This is a genomic window from Rhodococcus chondri, from assembly GCF_036327435.1.
Taxonomy (GTDB): domain Bacteria; phylum Actinomycetota; class Actinomycetes; order Mycobacteriales; family Mycobacteriaceae; genus Rhodococcus; species Rhodococcus chondri.
This window is the reverse complement of the sequence record NZ_JAUZMZ010000162.1, coordinates 1-10151: the sequence shown is the minus strand read 5'-3', so window position 1 is coordinate 10151 and position 10151 is coordinate 1. Positions and strand designations below refer to the sequence as shown.

Genomic DNA, 10151 nt, shown 5'->3' with positions numbered 1-10151 from the left:
CGCGTTGTGGCAGCGCGAGGTCCTCGGCGACGAGAACGACCCCGACTCGGTGCTCGCCCGGCAGCTCGACTACTGGACCGATACCCTCGCGGGCATCCCCGACGTGCTCGACCTGCCGACCGACCGGCCCCGTCCGGTCGTCCGGGACGGTGTCGGTGCCAGCGTCGAATTCGCAGTGCCCGCCGACATCGTCGCCGGGATCAAGCGGATCGCGACCGACCAGCACGCGACGCCGTTCATGGTCGTGCACACGGCGTTGGCGGTTTTGTTGGCACGGCTGTCCGGCAGCAGCGACATCACGATCGGTACGCCGGTCGCCGGCCGCGGTGAGCAGGCCCTCGACGACCTGGTCGGCATGTTCGTCAACACCCTCGTGCTGCGGACGGAAGTCGACCCGAATGCGACCTTCCGGAAGGTGATCTCCGAGACCGCTCAGGTCGACCTCGGTGCGTTCGCGCACGCCGACGTCCCGTTCGAGCGGCTGGTCGATCGCATCAACCCCGTTCGGTCCCAGTCGTTCTCCCCGTTGTTCCAGGTCATGCTGGCGTTCCAGAACTACACGCAGTCGGTCGTCGAACTGCCCGCGCTGTCGGTGTCGGCGCTGGACTTCGAGTGGCAGGCAGCGCAATACGATCTCTCGGTCACACTTGTCGAGCCGGCCGGCGGCGATGGATCCTATCTGGGGGAAATCGGTTACGCCACAGATATATTCGATTTGGACACGGTCGCCGTGCTGGCGGAACGGCTCGTGCGCGTGCTCGCTGCGCTGGCCGCCGACCCCGACTGCGCGGTCGGTGACCTGACGCTGATCGACGCCGACGAACGCCACCGCATGCTCGTGGAGTGGAACGACACCGCGCGGCCGGCGACCGAAGAGTTGCTGCTGGACAGGTTCGGGGCCCAGGCGCAGCGGACCCCGCACGCTCCGGCAGTGGTCTTCGGCGACGAGGTGGTCGACTACGCCGAATTCGACCGCCGAGTCGATGCACTCGCCCGCGTGCTCATCGAACGCGGTGTCGCGCCCGAGACGCTCGTCGGCGTGTGCATGAGCCGGTCCTCGGACATGCTTCTCGCGATCTACGCAATCCTGCGCGCCGGTGGCGGCTACGTGCCACTGGACCCGGAGCATCCGCTCGAACGCACGTCGTACGTTCTCGAGATCGCGGCTCCGCTGCTGGTGCTGACGACCGCATCCGACCGCGACGCCCTACCTCCGCAGATCGCCGCGGTGGACGTCGCCTCCCTGGATCTCCACTCGGTGCCCCGGAATCCGGTCACCGCTGCCGACCTGCGCGGTGAGCTGCGACCCGACAACACGGCGTACGTCATCTTCACGTCCGGCTCGACCGGCCGTCCGAAGGGCGTCGCGGTGTCGCACCGGTCGGTCGTCAACCAGATGGCGTGGATGGCCGAGCGTTACGACCTGGGCCCCGGGGACACCGCGCTGCACAAGACCCCGATCACCTTCGATGCCTCCGTGTGGGAGTTGTTCTATCCGCTGCAGGTCGGTGCCCGGCTGGTCGTCGCCGATCCCGGCGGTCATCGTGACCCCGAGTATCTCGTCGAGGTGTCCCGACGCTGGGACGTGTGCATTCTCGAATTCGTCCCGTCGATGCTCGCTCTGTTCCTGGCCGACGATGGGCTGGCCCTGCCGCAGTCGCTGCGGTATCTGTCCGTCGGTGGCGAGGCGCTGCCCCCGGAACTCGTCGCGCGCTTCGTCTCTCGATCCGGTGCGGTGCTCGACAACACCTACGGGCCCACCGAGGTCACCGTCACTTCGACGGTGTTCCGTTGTGTCTCCGAGGAAGCCGCGTCCGTTCCCATCGGAAGCCCCATCCGAGGCACCCGCGCGTACGTTCTCGACGCGCGTCTGCACCCGGTGCCGGTCGGGGTTCCCGGCGAGTTGTACCTCGCGGGTGTCCAGGTGGCGAGGGGCTACCTCGGCCGCCCCGACCTGACGGCGGAACGCTTCGTCGCGGATCCGTTCGCGCAACCCGGATCCGGCGCACGCCTCTACCGCACCGGCGACCTGGTGCGCAGGCTTTCCGACGGAACCCTCGACTACCTCGGCCGCACCGACTTCCAGGTGAAGGTGCGCGGCCTGCGCATCGAACTCGGCGAGATCGAGACGGCGCTGACGGATCTGGCCGAGATCGGGCAGGCCGTCGTCGTGGTGCACGACGGAGAGTTCGGCCAGCAGCTCGTGGCCTACGTGGTGCCGACGCCGGGCAATGCCGTCGATGTCGACGCTGTTCGTGAAGCGGTCTCCGCGTCGGTGCCGCGGTACATGGTTCCGGACGTCGTGATGGTGCTCGCGGAGCTGCCGTTGAACCACTCCGGCAAGCTCGACCGCCGCGCACTGCCCGAACCGGTGCTCGCGGTTCGTGAGTTCCGCGCCCCCACCACGGCGGTCGAAGAAGTTGTCGCCTCCGTCTTCGGTGACGTCCTCGGGCTCGACCGTGTGGGACTCGACGACGACTTCTTCGCCCTCGGCGGCAACTCGCTCGTCGCCACCCAGGTGGTATCGAGGATCGGCAGCGAACTCGACACCCGGATACCGGTGCGCACCCTGTTCGAGGCGCCGACCGTTGCCGCCTTCGCCGCCGTCGCCGAGCAGCATGCCGGTGCGGGTGGCAGGGCGCCGCTGACGGCACGTCCGCGACCCGAGCGGATCCCGTTGTCCACCGCGCAGTCCCGGATGTGGTTCCTCAACCGCTTCGACCCGGACTCCGCGGCCTACAACGTTCCCGTCGCGATCCGCTTGACGGGCGATCTCGACCCGTCGGCACTCGAAGCCGCGGTGAACGACGTGATCGCCCGTCACGAAACCCTCCGGACCGTGTACCCGGAAGTCGACGGCGCTGGGGCACAGGTAATCCTGCCCGCTTCGCAGTCCCGTATCGCCCTGGCACCGATCGAGGTGTCCGAAGCGGAGGCACTCGAGCGGGTCTTCGACTCGGTCGGAACAGGATTCGATGTCACCGCCGGCGTGCCACTGCGCGCCGAACTGCTGCGGGTCGCACCGGGCGAGCACGTCCTGGTGTTCGTGGCGCATCACATCACGGCGGACGGTTTCTCGATGGGACCGCTGACTCGCGACGTGATGGTCGCGTACGCCGCGCGCAGCCGCGGCGAGTTCCCCTCGTGGACTCCGTTGACCGTGCAGTACGCCGACTACACGCTGTGGCAGCGTGAGGTCCTCGGCTCCGAGGACGATCCGCACTCGCTGATCGCCGAGCAGCTCGGCTACTGGACCGCTGCGCTCGAAGGAGCGCCGGATCAGCTCGATCTGCCCGGCGACCGCCCGCGTCCGGCGGTCGCGTCGTACGAGGGCCGCGACCACCACTTCGGGATCGGCGCCGATGTGCAGGCCGGTATCGCCGACCTGGCCCGCCGCAGCGGCGTCACCCCCTTCATGGTGGTACACGCCGCGTTGGCGGCCGTGCTGGCCCGCATGTCGGGCAGCGACGACATCGCGATCGGTACGCCCGTGGCCGGACGCGGAGAGGCCGCGCTCGACGACCTGATCGGCATGTTCGTCAACACCCTGGTGCTGCGCACCCGGATCGACGGCGGTGAGTCGTTCACCGACCTGCTGACGCGGGTCAAGGACACCGACCTCGGTGCGTTCGGGCACGCGGACGTCCCGTTCGAACGGCTCGTCGAGGTCCTCGACCCACCACGCTCGCAGGCCCGGCATCCGCTGTTCCAGGTGATGCTGACCTTCGAGAACCTGGGGCAGTCGAGCTTCGAACTGCCCGGGCTGACGGTGTCCGGAGTTCAGGCAGAGAACCGCTACGCGAAGTTCGATCTCCAGGTCGTGCTGTCGGACACGTTCGACGAGGACGGTTCCCCGGCCGGGATCCATGCCGGCATCACGTACGCGACCGACCTGTTCGACCAGCCGACAATTGCCCTGCTGGCACAGCGGTTCGTGCGGGTACTCACCGCCGTCGTCACCGATCCGGAGGTGCAGGTCGGCGATGTGCCGGTACTCGACACCGCCGAGCGCACCACGATCCTCGAGCAGTGGAACGACACCGCGCACGACGTGGATGCCACGGCGACGCTCGTGGACATGTTCGAGGCACAAGCGGCACGGACCCCGGATGCACCGGCGGTCGTGTTCGGCGACACCACGCTCACCTACCGGCAATTCGCGTCGAGGGTGCACCGCCTGGCGCGGCACCTGATCACGCAGGGCGTCGGTCCCGATTCGCTGGTGGGGCTGGCGATGCGGCGCTCGACCGACCTGCTGGTAGGCATGTACGCGGTCACGGTCGCCGGTGGCGCCTACCTGCCCGTCGACCCGGATCAGCCTGCCGAACGCAACGAGTACGTCCTGGACACCGCCGACCCGGTCCTCGTGCTGTCCACCGGCCGCGACGGGTTCGCCACTGGCCGGGATGTCGTGCTGCTCGACGTGCTCGACGTGTCCGGGTTCTCGGAGGCGCCGGTCACCGATGCGGAACGGACCGCACCGCTGCGGCCGGACAACATCGCGTATGTGATCTTCACGTCGGGATCGACCGGCCGGCCCAAGGGCGTGGCGGTTGCGCACGGGGCGATCGTCAACCGCCTGGAGTGGATGCAGGCACAGTACGGGCTGACCTCCGACGACGTGGTCCTGCAGAAGACACCCGCCACCTTCGACGTGTCGGTGTGGGAGTTCTTCTGGCCGTTGCAGATCGGCGCGCAACTGGTCGTCGCCGCGCCCGACGTGCATCGCGATCCGGCCGCCCTGGCGACGCTGATCGCACACGCCGGCGTCACGGTGGTGCACTTCGTGCCGTCGATGCTTGCCGCCTTCGTCGCCGAACCGGCCGCTGCGGAACGCTCCGCGTTGCGGTACGTCTTCGCGTCCGGTGAGGCTCTGCCCGCGCCGGTCGCGGCGCGGATGCGCACGCTCGGGGCAGGTGTCGCCGTGCACAACCTGTACGGTCCGACCGAAGCGGCGGTGGACGTGACGTTCCACGAGGTCACCGACGCCGACGTGGCGAGGGTGCCGATCGGTGCGCCGGTGTGGAACACCAGCGTGTACGTCCTCGACGGTCGGCTTCGCCCGGTCCCTGCGGGGGTCGCGGGCGAGTTGTACCTCTCCGGGGTACAGCTGGCACGGGGTTACGTGCGGCGTCCGGACCTGTCCGCGGAGCGGTTCGTCGCCGATCCGTATTCCCCGGCACCGGGGGCGCGAATGTACCGCACGGGTGACCTGGTGTCGTGGTCCACGGTCGAGCCCGGTGAGCTGGTGTACGTCGGACGCACCGACTTCCAGGTGAAGGTCCGCGGACTGCGCATCGAGCTCGGGGAGATCGAGACGGCTCTGACGGAACTGCCGCAGATCGCTCAGGCGGTCGTGCTGGTTCACGACAGCGATCTGGGACAGCAGCTGGTGGCCTACGTCGTGGCCGCCGAGGGTTCGGTCGTCGACGTCGAGGGGGTCAAGGCCGCCGTCGGTACCCGGCTGCCGGCGTACATGGTGCCGGACGTGCTGACCGTGCTCGACGGGTTCCCGCTCAGCGCGAACGGGAAGCTGGACCGCAAGGCGCTTCCGGCGCCGGTGTTCGAGGTGCGCGAGTTCCGGGCGCCCGCCACGCCGGTCGAGGAGATCGTGGCGGCGACCTTCGCGGAGGTACTCGGAATCGACCGGATCGGCGCCGACGACGACTTCTTCGCGCTCGGTGGCAACTCCCTCGTTGCGACGCAGGTCGCGGCGAGGCTCGGGGCCGCCCTCGACACCGAGGTTCCGGTGCGGGTGCTGTTCGAGGAATCGACGGTGTCGGCGCTCGCGGCGCGGGTCGAGGCCCGCGCCGGTGACGGCCGACGTGCGCCGCTGATTCCGCAGCCGCGTCCCGAGCGGATCCCGCTGTCGTCGGCCCAGTCCCGCATGTGGTTCCTCAACCGGTTCGATCCCGAATCGGCGGTCAACAACATCCCGGTTGCCGTCCGATTGTCGGGCGCGCTCGATGTGGCGGCGCTGCGGGCAGCGGTCGCCGACGTCGTGGCCCGGCACGAGGTTCTGCGTACGGTGTACCCGGAGGTGGACGGCGGCGGCCATCAGGTCGTGCTTCCGGCTGCCGATGCCGCGGTCGAGTTGGTCCTGCGCCCCGTGACGCCGGACTCGGTGTACTCGGTGGTCACCGAGATCATCGACGCCGGATTCGATGTCACAGCACAGGTTCCGGTGCGTGCCGCACTGCTGCAGCTCACCGGCTCCGAACACATCCTGGTGTTCTCGGTGCATCACATCGCCGCGGACGGCTTCTCGATGGCGCCGCTGACCCGCGACGTGATGGTTGCGTACGCAGCGCGCACGCGCGGCGAGGCTCCGGCGTGGACTCCGCTGCCGGTGCAGTACACGGACTTCACGTTGTGGCAGCAAGAGGTACTCGGCACCGAATCCGATCCCGAGTCGGTGCTCGCCCGCCAACTCGACTACTGGCGTGGGCGGCTCTCCGGCATCCCCGACCAGCTGGATCTGCCGAGCGACCGCCCCCGTCCGGCAGTCGCGTCCAATCATGGTGCGGCATACACGTTCTCGATTCCCGCAGATCTGCAGGACGCGATCGGGCGGGTCGCGCGGGCGCAGCACGTCACGCCGTTCATGGTGGTCCATGCCGCGCTGGCCGGGCTGCTGGCCCGGTTGTCCGGCACCGACGACATCGTGATCGGTGCCCCGATCGCCGGTCGCGGCGACGCTGCACTCGACGATCTCGTCGGCATGTTCGTCAACACGCTGGTGCTGCGCACCGAGATCGACGGCGGCGAAACCTTCGCCGAACTGCTCGCGCGGGTCAAGTCCACCGACCTCGGTGCGTTCGCCCACGCGGACGTGCCGTTCGAGCGGCTCGTGGAGGTGCTCGATCCTGTGCGCTCGCAGGGCCGGCATCCCCTGTTCCAGGTGGCGTTGTTCTTCCAGAACATGAATCGGACGGCGCTCGAGCTCGCAGGTCTGTCCGTCGCCCCGATCGAGACCGAGACCCATCTGGTCAAATTCGACCTGCAGGTCGCGATCGCCGAGCTGTTCGGTGAGAGCGGTGAGTCGGCCGGCGCGGCGGTCGAGATCCAGTACGCCACCGATCTGTTCGACGAGGCGACGATTGTTCGATTCGCCGAGCGATTCGTGCGGACACTGGAAGCGGTGACCGCCGATACCACGGCGATCGTCGGTGACATCGCGGTGCTCGACACCGCCGAACGCGCCGAACTGCTCGATACGCGCAATCGGACCGGACACGAGACCGGAGACGAGCTGCTGCTCGACGGTTTCGACCGGCAGGTCCTCCTCACGCCCGATGCGATCGCGCTGGACTGCGAAGGCGACCTGCTCACCTACGCCGAACTCGATGCGCGGGTGAATGTTCTTGCCCGTCACCTGATTTCGATCGGAGTTCGTCCGGATTCCCGGGTGGCACTGGCGATGCGGCGGTCGCTCGAGCTGGTGATCGGCATGTACGCGGTGCTCCGTGCCGGCGGTGCCTATGTGCCGGTCGACCCCGATCATCCGGCGGAACGTATCGCGTACATCCTCGACGCGGCGGACCCGGTGGCGGTGCTCGGTACCGCGCGCGACGGTTTCGAGGTCGCTGCCGGACGCACCGTGCTGCTCCTCGACACGCTCGACCTCTCGGGAACATCGTCCGATCCGCTCGACGACTCGGAGCGGCTCGGCGTGGTGCGGCCCGACAACGCGGCGTACGTGATCTTCACATCCGGCTCGACCGGGCGTCCCAAGGGTGTGTCCGTCCCGCACGGCGCGATCGCCAACCAGATGGAATGGATGCAGGGCGAGTACCGGTTCACGGAGTCGGACGTGTACCTGCAGAAAACCGCGACGACGTTCGACGTGTCGCTGTGGGGCTTCTTCCTGCCGCTGCGAGTGGGGGCCACTCTCGTGGTCGCCACCCCGGACGGGCACCGCGACCCGCACTATCTCGCGGAGCGGCTCCGGTCGGCGGGGGTGACGGTCACCGATTTCGTGCCGTCGATGCTGTCGGTGTTCGTCTCGGCGGTCACCGCGGACGACGTGGCCGGTCTGCGCGACGTGTTCGTCATCGGCGAGGCCCTGCCCGCTGCGACGGCAGACGCGTTCGCCCGGATCAGCGACGCGGGCCTGCACAACCTGTACGGCCCCACCGAGGCGGCGGTCTCGATCACCTACCGCCGTGCCGAGCCGACGGACGCGGGTGCGGTTCCGATCGGTGTGCCGCAGTGGAATTCGAAGGTGTACGTACTCGACTCGCGGTTGAACCCCGTTCCGGACGGTGTGCCGGGTGAGCTGTACCTGTCGGGTGTGCAACTGGCCCGGGGCTACCACGGACGGGTGGATCTGACGAGCGACCGGTTCGTGGCGGACCCGTTCGCCACCGGGAGTGTCGCCGGGGCTCGGATGTACCGGACGGGTGACCTCGTCTACTGGGCAGACGGTGAACTCGTCTACATCGGACGCACCGACTTCCAGGTCAAGTTCCGTGGTCAGCGGATCGAGCTCGGGGAGATCGAGACCGCGCTGCTCGCCGACGACGCGGTCATCTCGGCGGCGGTCGTCGTCGTCGACACGCCGACCGGTGAGCAACTCGTCGCCTATGTGGTGCCGGCCGGCGCGGGCGCATTCGACCTCGAAGACGCGCGGGAATCGCTGGCCGAGCGCTTGCCGTCGTACATGATGCCCTCGGCGTTCGTCGTGCTCGACGAGTTCCCGCTGAATCCGTCCGGCAAGCTCGACCGTAAGGCTCTGCCCGCACCGGTGTTCGAGGCGCGTGAGTTCCGGGCGCCGTCCACCCCTGTGGAGGAGATCGTCGCGGGTGTGTTCGCCGAGGTACTCGGGCTCGGGCGCGTCGGCGTGGACGACGACTTCTTCGGACTGGGTGGCAACTCGCTGGTCGCGACGCAGGTCGTCGCGCGCCTGGGTGCGGCTCTCGACGCCGTTGTGCCCGTCCGGCTGCTGTTCGAGGCGACGACGGTGCAGGCGCTTGCTGCGCGCCTCGAATCGCACACCGGCGGTGGTGGCCGCGCGGCGCTCGTGCCGCAGCCGCGGCCGGAGCGAATCCCGTTGTCGCTGGCCCAGACCCGGATGTGGTTCCTCAACCGGTTCGATCCGGACTCGGCCGCGTACAACATCCCGGTCGCGATCCGGCTGTCGGGCACGCTCGACGTGCCGGCGCTGCAACTGGCCGTCAACGACGTCGTGGCCCGGCACGAGGTGCTGCGCACCGTGTATCCGGAGGTGGACGGCACCGGCGTGCAGCTCGTGCTCGCACCCGATCGCGCCCGCCTGTCGCTCGAGCCCGAAACCGTCACCGAAGAACAGGCCCTGGCCCGGGTCACCGAGCTCGTGTCGACCGGGTTCGACGTCGCGGCGGCGGTACCGGTGCGGGTCGCGCTGCTCCGGATCGGCGCGACAGAACACGTGCTGGTGTTCGTGGCGCATCACATCGCCTCGGACGGGTTCTCGATCGCACCGTTGACCCGCGATGTCGTGGTGGCCTACGCGGCGCGATCGCAGGGCGGTGCGCCGTCGTGGACACCGCTGCCCGTCCAGTACGTCGACTACAGCCTTTGGCAGCGTGACGTCCTCGGCGACGAATCCGATCCGCAGTCGCTGCTGACGCAGCAGCTGACGTACTGGACGGGCGCGCTCGCCGGGACGCCCGACGAGGTGACGTTGCCGACGGATCGGCCCCGGCCCGTTGTGCTTTCGCACCGCGGCCTGACCCACCGGCTGAGCGTGCCCTCCGAGATCCGGGCCGGTATCGACCGGCTCGCCGCAGAACGCGGCGTCACCCCGTTCATGGTCGTGCACGCTGCGCTGGCACTGTTGTTGGCACGCCTGTCAGGCGGCGACGACATCGCGGTGGGTGCCCCGGTGGCCGGCCGCGGTGATGCGGCGCTCGACGATCTGGTCGGCATGTTCGTCAACACCCTGGTGTTGCGTACGGCGGTGTCCGCCGACGAGAGCTTCGCGGATCTGCTCGCCCGGACCAAGGAGGTCGACCTGGGTGCCTTCGGGCACGCGGACATCCCGTTCGAACGGCTCGTCGAAGCACTCGATGTCGAGCGCTCTACGTCGCGGAACCCGCTGTTCCAGGTGGCTCTGGTGTTCCAGAACCAGCCGGCGGCGGCGTTCGACCTCGGCGGGCTCCGCAACTCCG

General features: G+C 68.9%; 1 protein-coding gene. It reads left to right on the top strand.

Annotated features, from left to right (window positions below; all coding sequences use genetic code 11):
- The coding region (locus Q8814_RS21180) for a non-ribosomal peptide synthetase (RefSeq protein ID WP_330153965.1) at positions 1-10151 on the top strand (10151 nt) is incomplete at both ends.